This is a genomic window from Saccharopolyspora sp. NPDC047091 (assembly GCF_040643635.1).
In the GTDB taxonomy this organism is placed as follows: domain Bacteria; phylum Actinomycetota; class Actinomycetes; order Mycobacteriales; family Pseudonocardiaceae; genus Saccharopolyspora_C.
Genome location: NZ_JBEYUS010000036.1, coordinates 1 through 21,289, shown reverse-complemented (window position 1 = coordinate 21,289; position 21,289 = coordinate 1). Strand labels below are relative to the sequence as shown.

Sequence of the window (21,289 nt, the reverse complement as noted above, 5' to 3'; positions counted from 1 at the left end):
GTCGTCCGGGGTTGGACGGCCACCTCTACCGGCGCCGGGCGGGCTTCTGGTTCGCTCTCGACTACTGGAAAGTAACAAAATCTCCGGCCGGTTCGAGAAGATCACCCGTTCGCCGACCTCGATGTGGAGGACTCGCCGATGAGTTCGTCAGCAGACCGCGGAATCCCCCGCCGCGACGTCCTGGCCGCGGGCGGTGCGCTCGCCGCGGGAGGCGCGCTGGCCGGCGCCGCGCTGTCCCCCGGCCGCGCGGGTGCGGCACCGGCCACCGACGCGGACGCGATCGTCGTCGGCGCCGGCCTCGCCGGGCTGGTCGCCACCTCCGAACTGGTCGCCGCCGGGCGCCACGTGCTGCTGGTCGACCAGGAACCCGAAGCGAGCCTCGGCGGGCAGGCGTTCTGGTCGCTCGGCGGGCTGCTGTTCGTCGACTCACCCGAGCAGCGGGCCGCGGGCATCAAGGACTCCTTCGAACTCGCCCGCGCCGACTGGTTCTCCACCGCCGGATTCGACCGCGGCGTCGACGACCCGGCGGGCGAGGACCACTGGGCGGCGCAATGGGCCGAGGCCTACCTGCGGTTCGCGCACGAGGAGAAGCGCTCCTGGCTGTCCGGCCTCGGCGTCTCCTGGGTGCCGATCGTCGGCTGGGCCGAGCGCGGCGGGCAGCTCGCCGACGGCCCCGGCAACTCGGTGCCGCGGTTCCACCTCACCCTCGGTACCGGCCCCGGCGTGGTGGAACCGTTCGAGGAGCTGGTGCGGGACGCGGCTGCCGCCGGCAAGGTCACCTTCCGGTTCCGGCACCGCGTCGACGAGCTCAGCACCACCGGTGGCGCCGTGGACGGCGTGCGGGGCGGCGTGCTCGAACCCAGCGACGCCCCGCGCGGCACCCCCAGCTCCCGCACCGAGGTCGGGCGGTTCGAGCTGCGCGCCCCCATCGTGATCGTCACCTCCGGCGGCATCGGCGCGAACCACGACCTGATCCGCGCGAACTGGCCGTCCCGGCTCGGCACCCCGCCCGAACGCCTGATCACCGGGGTTCCCGCGCACGTCGACGGCCGGATGCTCGCCATCTCCGAGGCCGCGGGTGCCCGGCTGGTCAACCGGGACCGGATGTGGCACTACACCGAGGGCATGATCAACCACAGCCCGATCTGGCCCGGCCACGGCATCCGCGTCCTCGCCGCCCCGTCCTCGCTGTGGTTCGACGCGAACGGCCGCCGCTTCCCGAACCCGGGCGTGCCCAGCTACGACACCCTCGGCACCCTCGAACTGATCCGGCGCGGCGGGCACGAGCACTCCTGGTTCGTGCTCAACAAGCGGATCATCGACAAGGAGTTCGTGCTGTCCGGCTCCGAGCAGAACCCGGAGCTCACCCGCAAGGACCTCGCCGCCTACCTGGCGAGCCGCCTGTTCCACGACACCCCGCCGCCGGTCAAGGCGTTCCTGGACCACGGCGAGGACTTCGTCGTCGCCGACGACCTCGACGAACTGGTCACCGGCATGAACCGGCTCGCCGGGGCGGACCTGATCGACGCGGCGGAGCTGCGCGCGCAGGTCGAGCTGCGGGACCGGCAGGTGGACAACCCGTTCACCAAGGACCTGCAGATCATGGGCGTGCGGAACTCGCTGGCCTACGTCGGCGACAGCCTGGTGCGCACCACCCCGCTGCACAAGATCCTCGATCCGGCGGCGGGACCGCTGGTCGCGATCCGGATGAACATCCTCACCCGCAAGACCCTCGGCGGGTTGCAGACCGACCTGTCCGGCCGCGTCCTCGACGCCTCCGGAGCTCCGATCCCCGGGCTGTACGCGGCGGGCGAGGTCTCCGGGTTCGGCGGCGGTGGCGTGCACGGCTACCGGGCGCTGGAGGGCACGTTCCTCGGCGGCTGCCTGTTCTCCGGGAGGCAGGCCGGACGCGCCGCGGCGGCCGAGAGCGCCTGACCCGCGGGCTGCGGACCCGGGCGCCACGGCGAAGGATCGTGGCGCGAGCACCGGGAGGGCGGATGACCGACGACGTGATCTACCTGGACCACAACGCCACGACGCCGATCGCGCGCGAGGTCGCCGAGGCGATGTGGCCGCACCTCACCGAGGTGTTCGGCAACCCGTCCAGCACGACCGGGCAAGGCGGACGGGCGCGGCGCGCCGTCGAGCACGCGCGGGAACAGCTCGCCGCGCTCCTCGGCGCGCACCCGGACGAGATCGTGTTCACCTCCGGCGGCACCGAGGCGAACAACCTCGCGATCCGGGGCGCCGCGGCCGTGGCGGCCACGGCGGTCGCGATGACCTCCGCCGTCGAGCACCCCGCCACCACCGCACCGCTGGCCCACCTGCGCGGGCACCGCGGCTGGCGGGTGGACCAGCTGCCGGTGGACGCGCACGCGCGCGCCGCCCTCGACCGGATGCCGTCCGGCCCGGTCGGGCTGGGCACGCTGATCCTGGCGCACAACGAGACCGGCACCGTCCAACCGGTGCGCGGCTTCGCCGAGGCGGTCCGCTCCCGCGGCGGGCTGGTGCACGCCGACGCGGCCCAAGCGGTCGGGAAGATCCCGGTGTCCGTCGACGAGCTCGGCGTGGACCTGCTCAGCCTCGCCGGGCACAAGTTCTGCGCACCGAAGGGCATCGGCGCGCTCTACCTGCGCCGCGGGACCTCGATCGCCCCGGTGCTGCTGGGCGCGGGGCAGGAGCGCGGTCTGCGGCCGGGCACCGAGAACGTGCCGGGGATCGTCGCGCTGGGCGCCGCGGCCGAGCTGGCCGGGACGCTGCTGGACGCGGAGCGATCCCGCCAGATCGGACTGCGGGAGCGGTTGTGGGACCGGCTCGCCGCGCGGCTGCCCGGACTGCTGCGGATCAGCCCGCGCGAGGAGGCGCTGCCGAACACGCTGCTGGTCGTCGTCCCGGACCGGATCGGCGCCGACGTGCTCACCGGCGCACCCGAGATCGCGGCCTCGACCGGCAGCGCCTGCCACGCCGGAACCCGCACGCCCTCGGCCGCGCTGCTCGCGACCGGACTGGACGCGGACCTCGCCCTGGGCGCCCTCCGCCTGTCACTGGGCCGCGGCACCACCCCCGCCGAGATCGACCGAGCAGCCGACAGCCTCGCAAGATCAGCCTGCGCTCACCCCTGACCACCAAGTCCACAGTGGACGATCACCGCGGAAGCGGAGCAAGCGGGAACCCGGAAGACGCGCCGCCCCGGCTCCGAGGCGAACAGCCGAGAAACCCCCGCACGAACGAAAAGGAGCCCGGAAGACGCGCCAGCGTCGACCAGGCTCCGATCAGGGCGAGCAGGCGGGGAACCCTCCCCAACGGAACGAACCGACCCGCTCACCACCGCACCGCGGGGGCCTACGGGGGCTCGGCCCCCGTACCAACGAAAAAAGCCCGGAAGACGCGAATGCGTCGACCGGACTTTTCCGTGGAGCTGAGGGGAATCGAACCCCTGACCTTCTCGATGCGAACGAGACGCGCTACCAACTGCGCTACAGCCCCTTGCCTGAGTGCTGTTGTAGCTTAGCAGGGCCCCAACAGCACTCCGCGCACCCCCCTCCCAAGAGGAGCGCGGAACCTATTCGCCCACCGCACGGCGGTACGGCTGCCAGGTTCGCTCGTCGAGCTCGTCGAACATCGGGTCCTCGTCGTCGATCTCCACGACGACCGCTCCGGTGTTGCGCGGAGCCGGACCGCGGGGCGCCTCGTACTCGTCCCGCTCGTCGTACTCGTCGAGCGCGGGCTCGCCGTACTCGAGCTCGTCGTCCTCGTCCTCGTCCTCCCGCAGCGCGGACATCCGCGCGAGCCTGCGCTCCCGGACGTCCTCCTCGATGCGGACCTGCCGGCGCAGGTAGGTGAGGTAACCGGCGAGGGCGAGGTCCACCGCCACGTGCAGCCACCACACCACCGGCGACGCGAGCGCCGCGATCAGCGCGGTGGCGATCGCGGTGAGCACCATCGCGATGGTGATCCGCTGCCTGCGGGCGTACTTGGTGCGGGCCGCGAGCGCCGCGGCCTCCGGGTCGTAGCCACCTCGGCCGGGCCGGTAACGACGCCCGGCGCGGACGTCGTCGCTGTACACGCGGCGCCGCTGGTCGTCGTCCTGCTCCTCGACGTCGTCGATCTCGTCCTGCTCGTCGATCTCGTCGCGGTCGTCGTCCTCGTGCCGGTCGGTGTCGGCCATGCCGTACGCCTCCTGCGCCCTCTCCGTCGCACCGGCCGCGGACCGATCGCTACCCCTGCGAACCACCCGCGCCGCCAGTGCCGAGTCCGTCGTCTTGGACACTTCCTGCCGGCGACGGGCGAACATCGGTACCAGCACCACCAACCACGCCGCCGCAAGCGCCGCGAAGATCAAAGAACTGGGCACGCCTCGCCACCTCCCCCTGGCTGCCTGCCGCACACTGCTGCGACCGCCACGCTAGCCACTTCTGTCACATCTGTCTCTGAGCCACGCCGTTGTGATTTCGTTTCGTCCTGAAGGCAGAAAAACCCACGGGCGGCGCGCGGGACGGGACGCGATGCCCCGGCGTGTCGGCACCCGCACGCCTGGGAACAGCGGAAATACACTCGGACGAGCGACGGGGTGCCGGAGCGCGGTGATCGAGGTCTCGGCTGCGGCGGGCATCCCGCGGCCCCTGGAGTGCGGCGAAGATCTCCCGATCCGGTCAGGCGTACCGGGCGCGTCCGCTGTGGACCAGCGCGGCCGCGGCACCCTCCGGCTGGTCCTCGACGGTGAGCCCGTAGACGTAGTGGTCCCGCCACGCGCCCTCGACGTCGAGGTAGCGCTCGAACAGCCCCTCGCGGCGGAACCCGGCCTTCTCCAGCACCCGCACGCTCGGCGAGTTCTCCGGGCGGACCGTCGCCTCCAACCGGTGCAGGCCCGCCGGGCCGAAGCAGTGGTCCACCGCCAGCGCCACCGACGCGGTCGCGATCCCGCCCCCGGACACGTCCGCCGCGACCCAGTAGCCGATCCACGCCGAGCGCAGCGCACCGCGCACCACGTTGCCGACGGTCAGCTGCCCCGCGAACCGGCCGTCCACCGCGATCGCGAACGGCAGCGCCTGCCCGCGCCGCGCCAGCCCGCGCAGCGCGCTCCACTGCGCGGGCCAGGCCAGCACCGCGTTGCGGTCCCGCCAATCGCCGACCGTCGTCGGTTCCCAGCGCTGCAGGTACGCCCGGTCCCGCAGCCGCAGCCCGCTCCACGCCGTCGCGTCCCGCAGCCGCGGCGGCCGCAGCTCGACCACGCCCGCGGGCACCAGCAGCGGCCCCGGACGGGCCGGCCAGCCGGGGTGCCGGGACGGGAACAGCGGCTCGGCGTCCTCGGACATCGAGCGGGTCACGCGCGCTGGGACAGGAACCGGACCTGCACGTCCTCGCCGGTACCGACCTCGGTGACGTCCTCGTCGACCAGGATCAAGCAGTTGGCCTCGGCCAGCGACGCCAGCAGGTGCGAGCCGGAGGTGCCCAGCGGCTGCACCAGGTAGGAATCGGTCTCCGGATCGCGCAGCAGCTGCCCGCGCAGGAAACCGCGGCGGCCCGCGGTCGAGGTCACCGGGGAGAGCAGGTTCGCCGTCACGGTGCGGCGGTGCGGGTTGCCGCGGCCCAGCGCGGCGCGGATCAGCGGCCGCACCAGCACCTCGAAGACCACCAGCGCGCTCACCGCGTTGCCCGGCAGCAGGAAGGTCGGCACCTCGTCCGGTCCGAGCCTGCCGAAGCCCTGCATGGACCCCGGGTGCATCGCGACCCGCGTCGAGTCGAGCTCCCCCAGGTCGCCCAGCGCCGACCGGACCTCGTTGCCCAGCGCACCGCCGACCCCGCCGGAGATCACCACGATCTCGGAGAGCAGCAACCGGCCCTCCACGACCTCGCGCAGCCGCTTCGGTTCGGTGCTGACGATGCCCACGCGGGTGACCTCCGCGCCCGCGTCGCGGGCGGCCGCGGCCAGCGCGTAGGAGTTCACGTCGTAGACCTGGCCCTGTCCCGGGGACCGGTCCACGTCGACGAGCTCGTCGCCCAGCGACAGCACCGAGACCCGCGGCCGCGGGTGCACCAGCACCTTGTCCCTGCCGACCGCCGCGAGCAGCCCCACCTGCGCGGACCCGATCGCGGAGCCCCGGCGGACCGCGAGGTCACCGGTCTGCACGTCCTCGCCCGCGCGCCGCACGAACGCCGCCGACGGCACGCCCTGGCGGACGGTGACCTTCGCCGGGTGCTCGTCGGTCTGTTCCAGCGGCACCACCGCGTCGGCCAGCGTCGGCAGCGGAGCGCCCGCGGTGACCCGCACCGCCTGGCCGGGCTGCAGCCTGCGGGGCTGCCGGGAGCCGGAGGTGATCTCGCCGACCACCGGCAGCACCGGCGCCTCGTCCCCGTCGACGTGCACGTCGACGCTGCGCACCGCGTAGCCGTCCACCGCGGCCTGGTCGAATCCGGGAAGCGCCTGACCGGCCACGATCTCCTCGGCGCACAGCAGGCCCTGCGCTTCGGAGATCGCCACCCGCACCGGCGCGGGCCGCACCGCGGCGGTGAGGACACGCGCGAGCTGTTCGTCCACTGACCTCATGGCACTCGACCTCTTCCAGGTGGAGCCGAGGCCGCCCGCCATCAGCTCCTGTTCAGTCGTTCACCGAGCCAGTCCCGCAGACCAGGCCCGTACTCGGGGTCGTCCAGGGCGAAGTCCACCGCAGCTTTGAGGAAACCGCCAGGATTTCCCAAGTCGTGTCGCTTGCCGCGGTGCACCACCACGTGCACCGGGTGACCCTCCGAGATCAGCAACGCTACGGCATCGGTGAGTTGCAGCTCACCTCCGGCACCGGGTTCGATCCGCTTGAGGGCGTCGAAGACCGCCCGGTCGAGGAGGTAGCGGCCGGCGGCGGCGAAGCTGGACGGGGCGTCCTCCGGCGCGGGCTTCTCCACCATGCCCCGCACCTGCTTGACGTCGTCCTCGTCGGTGTCGGCGACGTCGAAGACCCCGTACGAGGAGACCTCGTCGTCGGGCACGTCGAAGGCGCAGAGCACGCTGCCGCCGTGGCGCGCGCGGGTCTCGGCCATCTTGGCGAGGACCCCGCCGGGCAGCACGAGGTCGTCCGGCAGCAGCACGGCGACGGCGTCGTCGGCGTCGGTCAGGTTCGGCTCCGCGCAGCTCACCGCGTGCCCGAGGCCGAGGGCCTCCTCCTGCAGCGCGGTCTCGGCGGCGATCAGCTCGGGTGCCTTGCGCACCTTCGCGAGCAGCTCGTCCTTGCCGCGCTCCCGGAGGGTGTTCTCCAGCTCGGGCGCGGGCTGGAAGTAATCGGTGACGGCCTTCTTGTCCGGGGAGGTCACGATCACGAGGCGTTCGGCGCCCGCTTCGGCGGCCTCGGTCGCCACCAGTTGGATCCCCGGGGTGTCCACGACGGGCAGCAGTTCCTTGGGCACGGCCTTGGTGGTCGGCAGGAACCGGGTCCCCAAGCCCGCGGCGGGCACGATGGCGGTGCGGAACGCAGCGTTCGCGGGGGTGCTGGCAGCGCTGTTCATGGGTCCGGAGCCTATCGGGCGCGCCTATGGTGGAGCTGTGACCTCGCTGGGAGAACTACGGGAATCCAAGTCGCGGTGGCGGCGCGTCCTCGAGGAACGCAGAAGGACCATCGACGAGACCACTCGATCGGCGGAGACGGCATCGCTTCGTTCGGCGGTGCTGGACTGGGCCGGGCAGCGCAACCCCCGGGTGGTGGCGGCGTACGTGCCGGTGCGCGGCGAGCCGGGGTCGACGGAGCTGCTGGACGCGCTGCGGGCGGCGGGACACCGGGTGCTGCTGCCGGTCGTGGTCGGCGCGGCACCGCTGGACTGGGCCGAGTACGCGGGATCGGAGTCCCTGGACCGGGCCCGGTACGGGTTGCTGGAACCGAACGGCCCGCGGCTGGGCGCGGCGGGGCTCGGGGCGGCCGATGCGGTGCTGGTGCCCGCGCTGGCGGTGGACGAGCGCGGGGTCCGGCTGGGCCGCGGGGCCGGCCACTACGACCGCTCGCTGCCGCTGGCGGATCCGGCGGCGCAGCTGATCGGGGTGGTGCGGGACGCCGAGTTCGTGGCGGAGCTGCCCGGTGAGGAACACGACATCCGCATGCACGCGGTGATCACTCCTGGTCGAGGCCTCGTCGCGGTCGGTGGCGGGGGTCGCGGGCACGCGGTGTGACCTAAGCGTGTTTGCGCTGGGCACCCCGGATGGCGCATCATCGTGTTGGCACTCTGTCCATTCGAGTGCCAATACGATGAAGTCCGGAGGTTGACGGCTGTGCCCACCTACCAGTACGCCTGCACCGAATGCGACCACCGCTTCGAGACGGTGCAGTCCTTCAGCGAGGACTCGCTGACCGAGTGCCCGCAGTGCACCGGTCGGCTGCGGAAGCTGTTCAACGCGGTGGGCATCGTGTTCAAGGGCAGCGGCTTCTACCGCACCGACAACCGGTCGAACTCCGGATCGTCCTCTTCTTCGACGTCGTCGTCCGGGGAGTCGAAGTCCGGTTCGTCGAGCTCCTCCTCGGACTCGTCGTCCTCGTCTTCTTCCTCGTCGAGCTCGTCGTCTTCGTCGTCGAGCTCGTCGTCGACGACCGCGGCGGCTTCCTGATCCGCTCCGCACCCGAGATCGCCGATCGCTGCCGCGGTCGGCGATTTTTTCTGCGCAGGCAAGGGCTTTCACCCATCGGTGACCGAGTTGTCCACAGGCCGCCTAGCCATCCACAGATTTGGGAATCGACCCTGTTCGCGGGCCCCGCGCTCTCCTAACGTCGAGATCAGGAGATCGACGGCGAGGAGGGGCGATGAGCGGCGGGCGCGGGAATTCCGGGGGCACGGGACTGCGGGGCGGCACGGGGTTGCGGGCTGGCAGGGGTCTTCGGGACGGCAGTGGGCTTCGGGACGGCGGGCTTCGGGACGGTACGAGCCTTCGAGGTGGTCGGCGGCCGGGGAACGACCGGAACCTGCGGCGCGGCGGGAACGCGCCGGACGCCGGGCGACCGTCGAGCGGCGCGGGGGACATCGGACGGCCGCCGGTCGGTGCGGGCATCGCCGGCGCCCCCGGGCCGCGCGGCGGAGCCGAGCACGCGCGCGGCGCCGGCCCACGGCGGAACCGCGGCCCGGACCACGACCTGCGCCCGACCTTGCGGGAGCGGATGGCCGCGCTGCTGCCGCGAGCTCCGGTACCGCGCGGCGCAGGGCTGCTGCTCGCCCGCCGCGTCGCGGCCGTCGCGCTGTTCGCGCTGGCCGGCGTGCTCGCGCTGCTGCCCGCCCCCGGACGGCAGGTGCGGGTGGTGGTCGCGGCGCACGACCTCTCCCCCGGCAGGCCGCTGGACTCCGCGGACCTGCGGCACCGCGCGGTGCCCGCCGATCTGGTGCCGTCCGGGGCGCTGCGCGATCCGGCCGCCGCGGTGGGCCGGACGCTCGGCGGCGCGGTGCGGGACGGCGAGCCGCTCACCGACGTCCGGCTGGCCACCGCGGCCGACCGACCACCCGTCGCCGGAGCCGAGCCGGGTCAGGTCGCGGTACCGGTGCGCCTCGCCGATCCCGGGGTCGCCGACCTGCTGCGCCCGGGACTCCGAGTGGACCTGGTCACACCCCAGGAACGATCCGGTCCCGGATCGGTCCTCGCCGAGCAGGTGCCGGTGCTGGCGGTCCGCCCCACCGGAAGCGGGGCGGACCAGGGACGACTCCTGGTCGTGGGTGTTCCGGAGCAGCGCGCTGCGACGGTGGCAGGAGCGTCACTGATCCATTCGGTGACCGTTACGCTCCGCTGAGCAGCCGCCGGGACGAGCTCCCGCGGCTCCGCTCCCGTCCGGGATCGACCCGGGCACGCCGAGTTCACCAGTTCAACGAAGGAGTGTGCCGTGCTCAAGGGCTTCAAGGACTTCTTGATGCGAGGCAACGTGATCGACCTCGCGGTCGCGGTCGTCGTCGGCAGCGCGTTCACCGCGCTGGTCACCGCGGTCACGACCAGCGTCATCAAGCCCGTGATCGCCGCAGCGGGCGGAGCGAACGTCCGCGGGCTGTCGTTCCAGATCATCGACGGCAACGAGGCCTCGGTCATCGACTTCGCCGTGGTGATCAACTCGGTCATCACGTTCCTGATCACCGCCGCGGTGGTCTACTTCCTGTTCGTGATGCCGATGCAGAAGATCCAGGAGCGCCGGAAGAAGGGCAAGGAAGAAGGCCCGGCCGACCCGACCGACGTGGAGCTGCTGCAGGAGATCCGCGACCTGCTGCGCCGCGACCAGGGCCTGCCCGCGGTCAAGGGCCTCGCTTCCGACGACGAGACGACCGTGGGCGCGAACGCCTCGGTCTCGGCGCAGAGCGGCAACGGCGGCGCCAGCAAGAACTGACCCGCGAGCGGTTTCGGGCTCCCGTCAGCCGCCGTGGTGCGGCGGGCGGTTCTCCCGGTACCAGCGCTCGGTCTCCCGCTGATCACCTTCCCGGCGGTCCGGCCCCTCGGAACGCTCGTCCGAGGTGGTCTGCGGGAGCACCTCGCCGAAGATCTCGGCGAGGCGGCGCCTGCGCTGCCGTTCGGTCTCCGTCATGCCTCCATCGTCCCCCATCCCGGGGATGCACGGACTCCGGATGCCGTGGGCCGCTTCCTCCACCAAGATCGTGGTGCGACCATGACCGAGCACCCGGGGACTTCCCGGTGACGGCCGGGACCAGCCGGTGCCCACCGGTTTCGCGGCCGTGACCGGCACGGCCACCCGCTCCCGGCCACCCGCAGCGGCACGGCCACCTGGAGGCAACGGATGAGTTTCCTGGACAAGGCGAAGGACCTGGCCAACCAGGCCAAGGACAAGGCGGGCGAGCTCGCCGAGAAGGCGGGACCGAACGCCACCAAGGGTCTGGACGCCGCCAAGACGAAGCTGGACAAGGCGACCGGCGGCAAGTACCACGACCAGATCGAGAACGTGAGCAGCAAGGTGGAGGGCGTGCTCAACAAGCAGCAGTCCACCGGCGACTCCGGCTCGACCGGCGGCGGCTCCACCAGCTCGGGCTCGACCGGCCCCGGCTCCACCGGCCCGGGTTCGACCGGCCCGGGTTCGACCGGCCAGCCCGGCGAGACGGCGCACAAGCCCGACGGCGACGGCCCGGCGCAGCCCGGCGGAACCTCGTCTTCCTGAGCCGGCGGCGCTGGAGGACGACGTTGCGGCCGCCCCGGCGACGGCCGCAGCGCGAACGAAACGGTGGCGGCACCCCGCGGGGTGCCGCCACCGTCGTTCCGCTACCGGGTCAGGCCTGTTCGAGGCCCGACAGCTGTTCGATCACGTGCGTCACCAACGGCGACAGCGTGGCCATCCCGTCCCGCACCGCGGCCCGGGACCCGGCCAGGTTGACCACCAGCGTGCTGCCGGAGACCCCGGCGAGCCCGCGGGATACCCCGGCGTCGACCGCTCCCGCGGCCAGACCCGACGCCCGCAACGCCTCGGCGATGCCGGGCACCGGCATGTCCAGCACCCCGGACGTGGCATCCGGCGTGACGTCCCGGGGCGAGACCCCGGTGCCGCCGACCGTGATCACCACGTCGACGCCGCCGATCACCGCCGTGTTCAGCGCGTTGCGGATGTCCACCGTCTCCCCGGCCACCGCGACGGTCCCGTCCACGATGAAACCGGCTTCCTCCAGCAGTTCGGTCACCAGCGGACCGATGCTGTCCTCCTGCTCGCCCTGCGCGGCCCGGTCGTCGACCACGACCACCAGGGCGCGTCCCAGCCGCTGCGCGCTGCGTTCCATGCCGTTCACCGTAGTGGCAAGGAGTTCCGGAGGGAGATCCAGTGACTCACCGGGCTCGACGAGCCGGGCGCGGTGCTGCTGGTTCCGGTGCGGGATGACGTGGCCGTTCCGTTCGGACATCTGTCGCGTTCTCCTTGTCACCGCGGCCCGGGCCGGGCCGTGCGGGGATGGCCGCGGGTGCGGCCGGGTCGTGGGGACCTCTACTGGCCGGCGAGCACGACGTCCACCGTGCGCTCGGCACCGTTCGGGCCGCTCACGGTCACCTGGACCTTCTGCCCGGGCTGGTGCGAGCGAACGGAGGCGACGAGGGCGTCCGCGTCCTCGATGAAGCGCCCGTCGAACTTGGTGATCAGCTCGTCGTTCTGGATGCCGGCCTGCTGCGCGGGACCGTTCGGCACCACTTGGCGCACCACGGCACCGCCCTGCGGCGCGCTCTGGATGCTCACGCCGAGCGTGGTCTGGGTGGCCGAGCCGGTGTCCTTCAGCTCCTTCGCCGTCCGCTGCGCCTGGTCGATCGGGATGGCGAAGCCGAGGCCGACCGAGCCGCCCTGCTCCTGCTCCCCGGACCCCGGGCTGTAGATCGCCGAGTTGATGCCGACGACGCGGCCGTCCATGTCGACCAGCGGGCCGCCCGAGTTGCCGGGGTTGATCGCCGCGTCGGTCTGCAGCGCGTTGAGCACGCTGTCCTGGGCGCCGCTCTGCCCGCCCGCGCGCACCGGGCGGTCCTTGGCGCTGATGATGCCGCTGGTGACGGTGCCGGAGAGCCCGAACGGCGAACCGATCGCCACCACCGGGGCGCCGACCGGCAGGTCGTCGGAGCGGCCGAGCTCGGCGGGGGTCAGACCGGTGATGTCGGCCTTCACCACGGCGAGGTCGGACTTCGGGTCGGATCCGACGACCCGCACCGAGGCGGTCCGGTTGTCGTGGAACATCGCCGTGAGCCTGCCCTGCCCGGCGCCTTCGGCGACGTGGGCATTGGTGAGGATGTAGCCGTCCTGGCTCAGCACGATCCCGGAGCCCTCGCCGGACCCCTGCGCGGTCTGCATCTGCAGCTGCACCACGCTGGGCAGCACCTTCTCGGCGACGCCCTGGACCGAGCCCTTCGGCGCGACGCTGGCGCTGCGCGCGGGCTGCTGCTGGTCGAGGCTCGTGCTCTGCGATTCGGCGCCGGAGGAACCGAGGCGGTAGCCCACGAAGCCACCGACACCGCCGCCGACGAGGCCGATCGCGAGCGCCCCGACGAGGGCGGTGGCGACGAGCCCGTTGCGCTTGGCGGGGCGGTGCTCCTGCACGGGGACCGCGCCCATCGGCTGCTGGTACCAGCCCTGCTGCTGGTGCGGTGCGCCGATCTGCGGGTACTGGCCGCCGGGAGCGCCGCCCATGCCGGGCTGCTCGTAGGCGCCGTACGGCGCGGGCTGCTGCCGGGTGGCCGCGGGATCGGTGGCCTGGTCGGGCCGGGGCGCGTGCGCCTCGTTCGCGGGGTGCGGCTGCTGCTGGGTGCCGGACTGCTGCTGGGTGCCGGACTGCTGCTGGGTGCCGGACTGCTGCTCGAACGCCCCGGCAGGCGGGGTGTCGCCGGTCTCCTGCGGAAGGTGGGCGGTTCCGCTGCTGTCTGCCTGCTGTCGCGGGTCTTCGGACGGGTCGCCCGAGCCTCGCTGGGGCTGGTCGCTCATGTTCCCCACTTTGGGGCATTCAGCTGAGAACCGCCTGAGACCCGCCTGTGGAGTACCGAACGAAACCGCGCCAGTGCCGAACGTCACAGCCCACGAACGGGAGATCGGAGAACCGGCCTCCGATCACCCGCCGTAGCCACCGGCGATCGGTCAGAGCGCCTTGAGCCGGTCGGCGATCTGCTCCGGCGTCACGTCGTTCACCCACACCGCCATGCCCGACTCGGACCCGGCGAGGTACTTGAGCTTGTCCGCGGAACGCAGCACGGAGAACAGCTCCAGGTGCAGCCAGGACAGGTCGCGCCCGGTGCGCACCGGGGCCTGGTGCCAGGCGGCGATGTAGGGCAGCGGCCGGTCGTAGAGCCCGTCGAGCCGTCGCAGCACCTCCAGGTAGGTGGTGGCGAAGTCGTCGCGCTCCGCGTCGGTCAGCGCGACGAGGTCGGGCACCTGGCGGTGCGGCACCACGTGCACCTCGACGGGCCAGCGGGCGGCGGCGGGCACGTACGCGGTCCAGTGCTCGGAGTCGACGACGACGCGGCGCCCGGAAGCGCGTTCGGCGGCGAGCACGTCGCCGAGGACGGGCCTGCCGTGCTCGGCGAGGTAGTCCTCGGCGGTGCGCAGCATCCGCTCGGTCTTGGGCGTGACGAACGGGTACCCGTAGATCTGGCCGTGCGGGTGGTGGAGCGTCACCCCGATCTCCTCGCCCCGGTTCTCGAAGCAGAAGACCTGCTCGACGCCGGGAGTGGCGGAGAGTGCGGCGGTGCGGTCGGCCCAGGCCTCGACGACGGTGCGGACCTGCGCAGGGCTGAGCTGCCCGAAGGACGTGCCGTGGTCGGAGGTGAAGCACACGACTTCGCAGCGCCCGCGCGCCGGCGCGGTCGGCACCATCGGCAGTCCGTCCACGGTGGACGGATCGGGTTCGGCGGCCGCGAAGGACGGGAACTGGTTCTCGAAGACGGCGACTTCGTAGTCGGCCTCGGGGATCTCGGTGGGCCGCCCGGGCGTGCTCGGGCACAGCGGGCACTGGTCGGCCGGCGGCTTGTAGGTGCGGGTCTGGCGGTGCGCGGCCATCGCGACCCATTCGCCGGTCAGCGGGTCGCGCCGCATCTCGGAGACGGGGGGCCGCGGCGGCAGGTCGCGGGTGTCCACGGCCGTGCGCTGCCGCGCCGGGTCGGTGTCGAAGTAGTGGATCTGCCTGCCGTCGGCCAGTTCCCGGACGGTGCGCTTCACCGCGCGGCCTCCTGATCGCTGCCGGCCCGGTCGGGGCCGGACTTGTCGGGTTCGGAATCGGCGGTGAGCACCGCTTCGGCGATCACCAGTTCGTGCACTTGCTCGGCGAGCAGCTGCCGGGCGTCGTCGGGCAGCCCGTCGTCGGTGATGAGCACGTCGACCTCGGCGAAGTCGACGATGGTGGAGATGCCGACGGTGGACCACTTGGCGTGGTCGGCGACGACGACGAGCCTGCTGGCGGCTTCGGCGAGCGCCCGGTTGGTCTCGCTCTCGTTGAGGTTGGGGGTGGTGAACCCGGCACGGGGCGCCATGCCGTGCACGCCGAGGAAGACGAGGTCCAGGTGCAGGGACCGCAGCGACTGCACGGCGACGGGGCCGACGAGCGCGTCGGAGGGGGTGCGGACGCCACCGGTGAGCACGACGGTGCGGTCGGTGCGCCCGCGCTGCTGCAGCACATCGGCGACGCGGACCGAGTTGGTGACGACGGTGAGGTCGGGGATGTCGTCGAGGTGCCGGGCCATGGTCCAAGTGGTGGTGCCCGCGGACAGGCCGATGGCGGTGCCGGGCCGGACGAGCGCGGCGGCCTCCCGCGCGATGGCCTCCTTCTCCGCGAGCTGGCGGACCGACTTGGCTTCGAAGCCGGGTTCGTCGGTGCTGCGGCCGAGGGTGGAGGTGGCGCCGCCGTAGACCTTCTCGACGAGCCCTTGGCGGGCGAGCGCGTCGAGGTCGCGGCGGATGGTCATGTCGGAGACGCCGAGGCGCAGCACGAGCTCGCTGACCTGCACGGCTCCGGTGCGCCGCACCTCGTCGAGGATCACTTCCTGGCGTTGGCGTGCGAGCACTCCACCCGTCCCATCCAGCCCGGCCCGGAGCGCTGATCCCCGGGCGGGCACTGCGTCGGTGCGCGTCCTGTTCATGAGGATGCTGCTGAACTTGACGCGTCAAGTCAACATGAACCAACACTACCCGTGATGACGCACGCGAAAAATCCGGGTATCGATCGAAAGTGACCACCAAAGGTGTTCGATGCTGTTGGATTTTCGGACACGTGTGCACCGGATGAGCACGTCCGGGAGGTACGAGGGTCACACGGCGGCACCACCCGCCGCGGAACGGGGGACGGTGCGTCCGCCCGATCCGCGCAGCACCGCCACCGACCGGACCAACGGCCACGCGCGTTCGGCCGACCCGCGGACCCGGCCCGCCCGCGGATCACGCCGATGTGCGGCTCAGGCCGACGTGCGGATCCGGTCCACTCGCGGACCTCGCCCGCCCGCGGGACCGGCCCACCCGCGGGACCGGCTCACCCGCGGATCAGATCCGCCGGTGGACCCGGCCCGCCCGCGGATCACGCCCACGCGCAGAACCCGCCCACCCGCGGAGCAGGCCGACGTCCCCGGTCAGCCCACGTGCCCCGGCAGGATCATCCGCAGCAGCGCGCCGCCCTCCGGCGCGGCACCCGCCCACACGCGGCCGCCGTGCCGTTCCGCGACCTGCTTGACGATGGACAACCCGAGCCCGGAGCCGGGCAGGGTGCGCGCCAGCGACGACCGGTAGAACCGCTCGAACACGTGCGGCCGGTCCGCCTCCGCGATGCCCGGCCCGCCGTCGGCGACCTCCAGCACCACCGATCCGGCGCCGTCGTCGTAGAGCTGGACCCGCACGGTGTCCCCGTCGCGGCTCCACTTGGCCGCGTTGTCCAGGAGGTTCAGCACGGCCCGCTCCAGCGCGGTCGCGTCGCCCATCATCGACCAGGGCTGCAGCCGCACGTCGAACTCGACGGGGCCCGCGCGCCTGCGCGCCCGGTTCAGCGCGCGCTCCACCACGTCGACGAGCTCGACGGGTTCGTGCACGGCCTGCGGCGCGTCCTCCCTGGCCAGTTCCACCAGGTCCCCGACGAGCGCGGAGAGCTCGGTGATCTGCCCGCGCACGTCCTCGAACATCTCCTCGCGGTCCTGGTCGGACAGCGCGGGAGCGCCCGGCTGGGCGGCGGCCATCAGCAGTTCCAGGTTGGTGCGCAACGAGGTCAGCGGGGTGCGCAGCTCGTGGCCCGCGTCGGCGACGAGCCGCCGCTGCCGCTCCTGCGATTCGGCGAGCGCACCGAGCATCCCGTTGAACGAGGTGGTGAGCCGGGCCAGCTCGTCGTCCCCGGAAACCGGGATCGGCCGCAGGTCACCGGTGAGCGCGACGCGTTCGGTGGCGGCGTTGAGCCGCTGCACCGGCCGCAGCCCGGCGCTGGCCACGGCGGTGCCCGCGGCGGCGGCGAGCAGGATGCCCGCGCCGCCGATCACGACGAGCACCAGGCTCAGCTGCGCGAGCGTCGCCTTCGTGGGGGCCAGCGATTGCGCCATGACGAGCGCGCCGTTGTCGACGGGCACGGCGACGACGCGGCTGTTGCTGGCCTCGTCGGTGCGGATGGAGCGGGGCAGCTTCCGCTGCGCCACGGCCAGTTCCAGCGGCCCGGACGGCGGCCGTTGGCTCGGCGCGAGCTCCTCCCCGTTCGGGTAGAGCACGCTGATCTCGAGGTTCGCCGCCGAGAAGAACGCGACCGGAACCCCTTGCAGCCGCGCGGGTTCCGCGATGAGCGGCCCGGCTTCGGCTTCGACGGCGCGCCGCAGCAGGCTGTCGTCGAGCTGCTCGTAGAGGCTGTCGCGCACGGTGAAGAACGCGCCGAGCGACACCAGGGCGACGGCACCCGCCACGGACAGCGCGGCGAGCAGCGTCACGCGGTTGCGCAGCGAGATCCGCTGCAACCGGCCGCGATCGCCCGGGCCGCCGAGGTCGGTGCCGGGCGGCGGTGGGGCGGGTGTCGTCACGGCGGGGTCTCCCGGAGCACGTAGCCGACGCCGCGCACGGTGTGGATCAAGCGGGATTCACCTTCGGTCTCGGTCTTGCGGCGCAGGTATCCGATGTAGACCTCGAGGGCGTTGCCGGAGGTCGGGAAGTCGTAGCCCCACACGTCCTCCAGCAGCCTGCTGCGGGTGAGGACCTGCTTCGGGTGTGCCATGAGCAGTTCGAGCAGCGCGAACTCGGTGCGGGTGAGGCTGATCGGCCGGTCGCCGCGGCGCACCTCGCGGGTCCCGGGGTCGAGCTGGAGGTCGGCGAAGCTCAGCGCGGGCGGCAGTTCGTCGCCCTCATCGGTGGCCGGGGAGGCGCGGCGCAGCAGCGCGCGCACCCGGGCGAGCAGTTCTTCCAGCGCGAACGGTTTCGGCAGGTAGTCGTCGGCGCCCGCGTCCAGCCCGGCGACCCGGTCGGACACGGCGTCCCGCGCGGTGAGCACCAGGATCGGCAGGTCGTCGCCGGTGCTGCGCAACCTGCGCGCCACCTCCAGGCCGTCCAGGCGGGGCATCATGACGTCGAGCACCATCGCGTCGGGCCGCTGGTCGGCCAGCTGGTCCAGGGCCTGTTGACCGTCCGCGGCGAGCTCCACCTGGTAGCCGTTGAACTGCAACGAGCGGCGCAGGGACTCGCGCACGGCTCGGTCGTCGTCGACGACGAGGATGCGCATGCGGACAGTGTTGCGCGAAGTTCTGAGACGAACCTGAGAACCCGCACCGGCGCGCCGGGACCACCGGCTCCGATGTGACCCACGCCGCGCACGCGCGAGGGCTTCCGGGTGGGGACGAGGACCGGTCCCGCGGAGACGGCCCCGCCGCACGCGCGCGAGGGCTCCCCCGCCGAGGCGGCGCTGCCGCACTCCGGGCGAGGAAGCCCTCGGGTCTCCGCAGGCCGGCCCGCCGCTCGGGGCGGGCCGGGTGCGGTCACTTCTGCTGGAAGTACGGGATCAGGTTGCGGGGCACCAGCTTCTTCTCCCCGTCGATGACCACCGGCACCAGTTCGGGCGCGGTCGCCTTCCACTGGGAGCGGCGGTGCCGGGTGTTGCTGCGGGACATCTTGCGCTTGGGAACGGCCATGCGGGTGCTTCCTCCTCGGTGCGGTGCTGCTGGGCTTCAGCGGCGGCGGTCGCCGTAGCGGCGGCGGAACTTCTCCACGCGGCCTTCGCTGTCGAGCACCCGCTGGTTGCCGGTCCAGAACGGGTGCGAGTCGGCGGTGATGTCGACGACGATCAGCGGGTAGCTCCGACCGTCCTCCCAGGTGACGGTGTCCTCGGAGGTGGCGGTGGAGCGGGTCAGGAACCGGGTGCCGGTGGAGCGGTCCTGGAACACGACGGGGCCGTACTCGGGGTGGATGTTCGGTTTCACGGATCTCCTCCTGTGCTGGTCGTTCCGGTCGCCCGCCGGGGTTACCCGGCGGGCGGGGGTGGTCATGCCCCGCGCTGGTCGCCTTCGCGGGATGCGGGCGCCTGCTGGGGTTCGTCGTCGGCGCACGGGTCCTCGTGCCATTCGCCGAAGGGGTCGGGCAGTTCGCGCCACGCGGTCTCGCCGAGCGCGAGTTCCTCGTCGGTGAGCAGTGCTTCGTGCAGGGCGCCGCGGATGGCCCCCGGGTCCGCTTCGTGCGCGATGACGACGAGCTCCTGCATCCGGTCGCCGTAGTAGTCGTCCCAGTTCAGCGAGGCCTTCACCTGGCGCTCGGGGTCGACCTGCGCCCACTGCTCGGGGGTCTGGGTGACGAGCCACGGCCCGGCGTGCCCGACGCGCAGCCCGCCGCCTGCGGATTCGAGCCAGAGCGCGGTGTCCGGCTGGCTGGCGACCCAGGCGCGGCCGCGGGTGCGCACGACGCCGTCGAGCAGCACGTCGAGCGCGTCGTGCAGCCGTTCCGGGTGGAACGGACGGCGCTGTTCGAACAGGACGACGGACACGCCCGCGTCCTCGTCGAGCGGCGGCTGGCCGCGCAGCAGCGGTCCGTGCGCGCCGTCGACCTCGCCGCGGCGGGCGCCCGCGGGGATGCGGGCGAGCAGCGCGGGCACGTCGAGGCCGGTGAGCGCGGCGCGCGGCGCGGCGGGGGTGAGCCGGTCGAGGACGGCCCCGGTGCGCACGGCCTGCCAGCGGTCGGCATCCCCGGCGAGGACGACGGCGTCGGCGAACTCGACCTGGCCGACGCCGACCTGGGCGACGGTGCGCTCGTCGTCGGGGCTGCCCGCGAGGCCGCGTTCGTAGAGGGGTTCGTCGCCGCTGACGTCGGCGAGCCAGCTGGGCAGGTCGACGGCGGTGAGGACGGCTTCGACCTCGACGTCCTCGGCGACGGGAGCGGTGTCGACGACGACGTGCTCGATGGCCCAGCAGATCGCCTCGGGTTCGAGGGAGGAGTCGAGGCGCACCACGATGCGCCGCACGTCGGGGGCGGCGGCGAGCCTGCGCAGCAGCGGCAGGAAGTCCTCGCGCAGCGTGCAGGAGACGCAGCCGTGGGCGAGTTCGAGCACGGTGAGCTGCTCGGAGTCGCCGTGGCGCAGGTACCTGCGGACCACGCCGGAGGTGACTTCGCGCAGGTCGTGGTGGACGACGGCGGTGCCGTGCGGATCGGTCGCGCGGACGGCTCCGGCGGTGTCGGCGACGTGCTCGCCGTCCAGCCCGGCGACCACGACCAGCGGCACCCGGGCGGCTTCGGACGGTTCGGTTTCGGTGCCCACTCGCAGCCCCAATCAGGAACGGTTTTCATCTGCCGAACCGACACGCTACCCTTGTTGAAAATGACTGTCGTTATCAGGAGGCCCTCGTGTCCATCCGCTGCCAAGTGACCGGGCGAGAACCCGGCTACGGCAAGCAGGTGTCGCACTCGCACGTGCGCACCAGCCGCCGCTGGCTGCCCAACGTGCAGCAGCGCCGCTACTGGCTGCCCTCGGAGAACCGCTGGATCCGCCTGCGGGTGTCCACGAAGGGCATCAAGACCATCGACAAGCGCGGCATCGAGTCCGTCGTCGCCGACATCCGATCCCGCGGGGAGCGCATCTGATGGCGAGCAACGACATCCGTCCCGTGATCAAGATGCGGTCCACCGCGGGCACCGGCTTCACCTACGTCACCAGGAAGAACCGCCGCAACAACCCCGACCGGCTGCGGCTGCGCAAGTACGACCCGGTGATCAAGAAGCACGTCGAGTTCCGCGAAGAGCGCTGAGGAGAAGACCCGGTGGCCAAGAAGTCCAAGATCGCCCGCAACGAGCAGCGCAAGGTGCTCGTCGCCCGGCACGCCGAACGCCGCGCCGAGCTCAAGCGGATCATCTCCGCCCCCGGCAGCTCCCCCGAGGAGCGCGCCGACGCCGTCGCCGAGCTGTCCCGGCAGCCCCGCGACGCCAGCGCCACCCGCGTGCGCAACCGCGACACCGTCGACGGCAGGCCGCGCGGCTACTTCCGCAAGTTCGGGCTCTCCCGCGTGCGCCTGCGCCAGCTCGCGCACAACGGCGAACTGCCCGGCGTGACCAAGTCGAGTTGGTGATCCCCGTGCCCGTCGAACGCAAGCCGCCCCGCCGCAAGCAGAACCTGCTGCGCAAAGAACGCGTCGTCACCGTGGACTGGAAGGACACCGCGCTGCTGCGCAAGTTCCTCTCCGACCGCGGCAAGATCCGCTCCCGCCGCGTGACCGGGTTGACCGTGCAGGAGCAGCGCGAAGTCGCCAACGCGATCAAGAACGCGCGCGAGATGGCGCTGCTCCCCTACCCCAGCCCCGCCAAGCGCTGAACCTCTTTCCGGCTCTCGGCTCGTCTTGCTCCGAGGTGGGGTGGCGGAACCTCAGCGGGATTCTCGCTGCGGGATCTTTTTCCCAAGTGGCTCC

At 72.6% G+C, this 21,289-nt stretch carries 25 protein-coding genes and 1 tRNA gene; 11 read left to right on the top strand and 15 right to left on the bottom strand.

The window, feature by feature from the left end; genetic code table 11:
• Positions 1-138: 138 nt before the first annotated feature.
• Positions 139-1,935 (top strand): FAD-binding dehydrogenase, encoded by a 1,797-nt coding sequence (locus ABZ805_RS17110; RefSeq protein ID WP_358440770.1) that lies wholly within the window; start codon positions 139-141, stop codon positions 1,933-1,935.
• A gap of 62 nt (positions 1,936-1,997) precedes the next feature.
• Positions 1,998-3,122, top strand: coding sequence for a cysteine desulfurase family protein (locus ABZ805_RS17105; protein WP_358440767.1), 1,125 nt, complete (start codon positions 1,998-2,000; stop codon positions 3,120-3,122).
• Positions 3,123-3,413: 291 nt separating this feature from the next.
• Here the strand turns inward: ABZ805_RS17105 and ABZ805_RS17100 are convergent.
• The 5 genes from ABZ805_RS17100 to ABZ805_RS17080 all read right to left on the bottom strand — a co-directional run bounded on the left by ABZ805_RS17100 (position 3,414) and on the right by ABZ805_RS17080 (position 7,497).
• Positions 3,414-3,486: transfer RNA gene (locus tag ABZ805_RS17100), tRNA-Ala, on the bottom strand.
• A 76-nt stretch (positions 3,487-3,562) separates the two neighbouring features.
• Positions 3,563-4,294 carry a gephyrin-like molybdotransferase receptor GlpR gene (gene glpR, locus ABZ805_RS17095; RefSeq protein ID WP_358440837.1) on the bottom strand — a complete coding sequence of 244 codons (732 nt, stop codon included), beginning with the start codon at positions 4,292-4,294 and terminating at the stop codon, positions 3,563-3,565.
• Positions 4,295-4,652: 358 nt separating this feature from the next.
• On the bottom strand, positions 4,653-5,315 hold the full coding sequence (locus ABZ805_RS17090) for a GNAT family protein (RefSeq protein ID WP_358440834.1): 663 nt from the start codon (positions 5,313-5,315) through the stop codon (positions 4,653-4,655).
• Between the two features lie 8 nt (positions 5,316-5,323).
• Entirely contained in the window at positions 5,324-6,547 is a 1,224-nt protein-coding gene (gene glp, locus ABZ805_RS17085) for a gephyrin-like molybdotransferase Glp (protein WP_358440764.1), read from the bottom strand.
• A 41-nt stretch (positions 6,548-6,588) separates the two neighbouring features.
• Positions 6,589-7,497, bottom strand: coding sequence for a UTP--glucose-1-phosphate uridylyltransferase (locus ABZ805_RS17080; RefSeq protein ID WP_358440762.1), 909 nt, complete (start codon positions 7,495-7,497; stop codon positions 6,589-6,591).
• Positions 7,498-7,534: 37 nt separating this feature from the next.
• On the opposite strand from ABZ805_RS17080, the gene ABZ805_RS17075 reads away from it, so the two are divergent.
• From ABZ805_RS17075 to mscL, 4 genes are all read left to right on the top strand, one after another.
• Positions 7,535-8,152 carry a 5-formyltetrahydrofolate cyclo-ligase gene (locus ABZ805_RS17075; RefSeq protein ID WP_358440760.1) on the top strand — a complete coding sequence of 206 codons (618 nt, stop codon included), beginning with the start codon at positions 7,535-7,537 and terminating at the stop codon, positions 8,150-8,152.
• 99 nt (positions 8,153-8,251) lie between these two features.
• Entirely contained in the window at positions 8,252-8,584 is a 333-nt protein-coding gene (locus ABZ805_RS17070) for an FmdB family zinc ribbon protein (RefSeq protein WP_358440757.1), read from the top strand.
• Positions 8,585-9,128: 544 nt separating this feature from the next.
• Positions 9,129-9,749 carry an SAF domain-containing protein gene (locus tag ABZ805_RS17065; RefSeq protein WP_358440754.1) on the top strand — a complete coding sequence of 207 codons (621 nt, stop codon included), beginning with the start codon at positions 9,129-9,131 and terminating at the stop codon, positions 9,747-9,749.
• A 90-nt stretch (positions 9,750-9,839) separates the two neighbouring features.
• Positions 9,840-10,331 carry a large conductance mechanosensitive channel protein MscL gene (gene mscL / locus ABZ805_RS17060; RefSeq protein ID WP_358440751.1) on the top strand — a complete coding sequence of 164 codons (492 nt, stop codon included), beginning with the start codon at positions 9,840-9,842 and terminating at the stop codon, positions 10,329-10,331.
• A 24-nt stretch (positions 10,332-10,355) separates the two neighbouring features.
• Here mscL and ABZ805_RS17055 read toward each other — a convergent pair whose 3' ends face one another.
• Positions 10,356-10,526, bottom strand: coding sequence for a hypothetical protein (locus ABZ805_RS17055; protein WP_224960228.1), 171 nt, complete (start codon positions 10,524-10,526; stop codon positions 10,356-10,358).
• A 210-nt stretch (positions 10,527-10,736) separates the two neighbouring features.
• Between ABZ805_RS17055 and ABZ805_RS17050 the strand changes: the two genes are divergently transcribed.
• On the top strand, positions 10,737-11,111 hold the full coding sequence (locus tag ABZ805_RS17050) for an antitoxin (RefSeq protein ID WP_358440748.1): 375 nt from the start codon (positions 10,737-10,739) through the stop codon (positions 11,109-11,111).
• Positions 11,112-11,220: 109 nt separating this feature from the next.
• On the opposite strand, the gene ABZ805_RS17045 is transcribed toward ABZ805_RS17050, so the two are convergent.
• The 9 genes from ABZ805_RS17045 to ABZ805_RS17005 form a co-directional block, all read right to left on the bottom strand.
• Positions 11,221-11,721 carry a molybdenum cofactor biosynthesis protein B gene (locus ABZ805_RS17045; protein ID WP_184476585.1) on the bottom strand — a complete coding sequence of 167 codons (501 nt, stop codon included), beginning with the start codon at positions 11,719-11,721 and terminating at the stop codon, positions 11,221-11,223.
• 200 nt (positions 11,722-11,921) lie between these two features.
• Complete coding sequence (locus tag ABZ805_RS17040) at positions 11,922-13,394, bottom strand: trypsin-like peptidase domain-containing protein (protein WP_358440746.1); 1,473 nt, start codon at positions 13,392-13,394, stop codon at positions 11,922-11,924.
• A 150-nt stretch (positions 13,395-13,544) separates the two neighbouring features.
• On the bottom strand, positions 13,545-14,621 hold the full coding sequence (galT, locus tag ABZ805_RS17035) for a galactose-1-phosphate uridylyltransferase (protein WP_358440743.1): 1,077 nt from the start codon (positions 14,619-14,621) through the stop codon (positions 13,545-13,547).
• The gene (locus ABZ805_RS17030; protein WP_358440740.1) at positions 14,618-15,463 is read right to left on the bottom strand and encodes a DeoR/GlpR family DNA-binding transcription regulator; all 846 of its coding nucleotides are present in this window, start codon (positions 15,461-15,463) and stop codon (positions 14,618-14,620) included. The genes galT and ABZ805_RS17030 overlap by 4 nt, the downstream gene beginning before the upstream one ends.
• 558 nt (positions 15,464-16,021) lie before the next feature.
• Positions 16,022-17,437 carry a HAMP domain-containing sensor histidine kinase gene (locus ABZ805_RS17025; RefSeq protein ID WP_358440737.1) on the bottom strand — a complete coding sequence of 472 codons (1,416 nt, stop codon included), beginning with the start codon at positions 17,435-17,437 and terminating at the stop codon, positions 16,022-16,024.
• On the bottom strand, positions 17,434-18,129 hold the full coding sequence (locus ABZ805_RS17020) for a response regulator transcription factor (RefSeq protein ID WP_358440735.1): 696 nt from the start codon (positions 18,127-18,129) through the stop codon (positions 17,434-17,436). Before ABZ805_RS17020 ends, ABZ805_RS17025 begins: the two co-directional genes overlap by 4 nt.
• 253 nt (positions 18,130-18,382) lie before the next feature.
• Positions 18,383-18,535, bottom strand: a complete 153-nt coding sequence (gene rpmF, locus ABZ805_RS17015; protein ID WP_224967884.1) for a 50S ribosomal protein L32 — start codon at positions 18,533-18,535, stop codon at positions 18,383-18,385.
• Between the two features lie 36 nt (positions 18,536-18,571).
• Complete coding sequence (locus ABZ805_RS17010; protein ID WP_358440732.1) at positions 18,572-18,823, bottom strand: type B 50S ribosomal protein L31; 252 nt, start codon at positions 18,821-18,823, stop codon at positions 18,572-18,574.
• A 62-nt stretch (positions 18,824-18,885) separates the two neighbouring features.
• The gene (locus tag ABZ805_RS17005; RefSeq protein WP_358440729.1) at positions 18,886-20,148 is read right to left on the bottom strand and encodes a GTP-binding protein; all 1,263 of its coding nucleotides are present in this window, start codon (positions 20,146-20,148) and stop codon (positions 18,886-18,888) included.
• 86 nt (positions 20,149-20,234) lie between these two features.
• Here ABZ805_RS17005 and rpmB point away from each other — a divergent pair, with 86 nt between their 5' ends.
• From rpmB to rpsR, 4 genes are read left to right on the top strand one after another with little or no spacing between them, the layout of a single operon-like run.
• Positions 20,235-20,471, top strand: coding sequence for a 50S ribosomal protein L28 (gene rpmB, locus ABZ805_RS17000; protein ID WP_358440727.1), 237 nt, complete (start codon positions 20,235-20,237; stop codon positions 20,469-20,471).
• Positions 20,471-20,635 (top strand): 50S ribosomal protein L33, encoded by a 165-nt coding sequence (rpmG, locus tag ABZ805_RS16995; protein ID WP_358440724.1) that lies wholly within the window; start codon positions 20,471-20,473, stop codon positions 20,633-20,635. The genes rpmB and rpmG overlap by 1 nt, the downstream gene beginning before the upstream one ends.
• A gap of 12 nt (positions 20,636-20,647) precedes the next feature.
• Positions 20,648-20,953, top strand: a complete 306-nt coding sequence (gene rpsN, locus ABZ805_RS16990) for a 30S ribosomal protein S14 (protein ID WP_224963104.1) — start codon at positions 20,648-20,650, stop codon at positions 20,951-20,953.
• Between the two features lie 5 nt (positions 20,954-20,958).
• Positions 20,959-21,195, top strand: coding sequence for a 30S ribosomal protein S18 (gene rpsR / locus ABZ805_RS16985; protein ID WP_358440720.1), 237 nt, complete (start codon positions 20,959-20,961; stop codon positions 21,193-21,195).
• Positions 21,196-21,289 lie beyond the last annotated feature (94 nt).

What these genes read in the sequence shown, in the direction of transcription:
- ABZ805_RS17110 (WP_358440770.1), top strand. Translation starts at nt 139, where the DNA reads ATGAGTTCGTCAGCAGACCGCGGAATCCCCCGCCGCGACGTCCTGGCC.
- ABZ805_RS17105 (WP_358440767.1), top strand. Translation starts at nt 1,998, where the DNA reads ATGACCGACGACGTGATCTACCTGGACCACAACGCCACGACGCCGATC.
- glpR (WP_358440837.1), bottom strand. Translation starts at nt 4,294, where the DNA reads ATGTTCGCCCGTCGCCGGCAGGAAGTGTCCAAGACGACGGACTCGGCA.
- ABZ805_RS17090 (WP_358440834.1), bottom strand. Translation starts at nt 5,315, where the DNA reads ATGTCCGAGGACGCCGAGCCGCTGTTCCCGTCCCGGCACCCCGGCTGG.
- glp (WP_358440764.1), bottom strand. Translation starts at nt 6,547, where the DNA reads ATGAGGTCAGTGGACGAACAGCTCGCGCGTGTCCTCACCGCCGCGGTG.
- ABZ805_RS17080 (WP_358440762.1), bottom strand. Translation starts at nt 7,497, where the DNA reads ATGAACAGCGCTGCCAGCACCCCCGCGAACGCTGCGTTCCGCACCGCC.
- ABZ805_RS17065 (WP_358440754.1), top strand. Translation starts at nt 9,129, where the DNA reads ATGGCCGCGCTGCTGCCGCGAGCTCCGGTACCGCGCGGCGCAGGGCTG.
- ABZ805_RS17055 (WP_224960228.1), bottom strand. Translation starts at nt 10,526, where the DNA reads ATGACGGAGACCGAACGGCAGCGCAGGCGCCGCCTCGCCGAGATCTTC.
- ABZ805_RS17050 (WP_358440748.1), top strand. Translation starts at nt 10,737, where the DNA reads ATGAGTTTCCTGGACAAGGCGAAGGACCTGGCCAACCAGGCCAAGGAC.
- ABZ805_RS17045 (WP_184476585.1), bottom strand. Translation starts at nt 11,721, where the DNA reads ATGGAACGCAGCGCGCAGCGGCTGGGACGCGCCCTGGTGGTCGTGGTC.
- ABZ805_RS17040 (WP_358440746.1), bottom strand. Translation starts at nt 13,394, where the DNA reads ATGAGCGACCAGCCCCAGCGAGGCTCGGGCGACCCGTCCGAAGACCCG.
- ABZ805_RS17020 (WP_358440735.1), bottom strand. Translation starts at nt 18,129, where the DNA reads ATGCGCATCCTCGTCGTCGACGACGACCGAGCCGTGCGCGAGTCCCTG.
- rpmF (WP_224967884.1), bottom strand. Translation starts at nt 18,535, where the DNA reads ATGGCCGTTCCCAAGCGCAAGATGTCCCGCAGCAACACCCGGCACCGC.
- rpmG (WP_358440724.1), top strand. Translation starts at nt 20,471, where the DNA reads ATGGCGAGCAACGACATCCGTCCCGTGATCAAGATGCGGTCCACCGCG.